This is a genomic window from Bradyrhizobium sp. 14AA, assembly GCF_054185205.1.
The window spans coordinates 1-1,273 of record NZ_JAVAYM010000068.1; the positions used below are offsets into that span (position 1 = coordinate 1).

General features: G+C 61.1%; 1 protein-coding gene. It reads right to left on the bottom strand.

Annotated features, from left to right (window positions below; all coding sequences use genetic code 11):
• Positions 1–16: 16 nt before the first annotated feature.
• Positions 17–1,168, bottom strand: a complete 1,152-nt coding sequence (locus tag RAD15_RS43330) for an IS4 family transposase (RefSeq protein WP_458184784.1) — start codon at positions 1,166–1,168, stop codon at positions 17–19.
• Positions 1,169–1,273: the final 105 nt, after the last annotated feature.

A 1,273-nucleotide genomic window follows, 5' to 3' on the forward strand; every position in this document is an offset into this window, starting at 1 on the left:
CCCACGGGTGTCCGGTTTAGGTTTGAGCCAGACTTAGGCACATCTGGGGCTGATCTTGGCTGATCGTGGGTGGTTGGAGCAAGCTGTCGATACGGCGGCGCTGCATGAGGTTGGCGCGGACCAGTCTTGCGAAGACGAGCGGACTTCGAACGGCTTGCTGGGTGGCCTGGGCGAGGCGCAGCAGTAGGAAGGCGATTAGGGCGACGGCAATCTGGATGCGCACGGCGTTCTCCGAGGTGCCGACGAAGCGGTTGATCTTGAGGGTCTGCTTGACCCAGCGGAAGAACAGCTCGATGGCCCAGCGACGGCGGTAAAGATCGGCGATCTCCTCGGCGCTGGCGTCGAGATCGTTTGACAGCAGCCGCAGCACCTTTCCCGTCTCGGTGGTGACGCGGACCTCGCGCACTGCATCCTGCATCGGGTTACGACGGCTTTTGGCCTGTCGTGCCGGAAGAAAACCTATGCGATCAGACAGGATGTTGCTGCCCGGGGCGAGCGGCAACTCCCTGACCACATCGAGCGGGGTGTTGGATTTGAACCGGCTGACAATGCGGCATCCGACGGCATCAAGCTCGGCCCACCAGGCATAATCGTAATAGCCGAGATCGAAGACGTAGGTCGCGCCCGGCGTGATCGGCATCTGATGGGCTGCAGTGGTGTCGTTGACGTTGGCGGCACTGACCGCAGCATAGATTGGACGATCGGCATCTGCATCGTAGATCACGTGCACCTTGGCGCCGCAAACCCCGGACGAGAACCGTGCCCAGCTGGAACTGTGCTCGTTCAACCGCACACTTGTGGAATCGATCAGATAAGTCGTCTCGGCGAGCTTGCGGCGCAGTCCGCGATGGGCCTGCTTCATCATGACTTCCAGCAGTTCGCTGAACACCGCAACAGGCCGCTTGGCGTTGGCATCCGACATCGTCGACCGGCGGACCGGATCCGCGCCCAGATGATAGAGCCGGGCCGCGTGGCTCGAAAGCCCTGTCACGATCTCGCGTAAGCCCGCAGCGCCCGACAGTTGGCCATAGAGCAGCGCCACAAACTGGCCTTTGGTCGAGAGCCGACGCACCCGCGCGTCGGCAGTATGATCTTCCACAAGTGCTTCAAACCGGTGCCACGGCACAAGCTTCAGCAGATCGCGAAATACTGTATTGTGGTGCGGCATGGCGCTGATCTCCATTCGTGTCCCGGAACGCTTGCAGACGTCCAGGATCGAGTAGAATCAACGCCATGCGCTCTGTCCAATAATTTTGAACCGGACAGCCGTGGG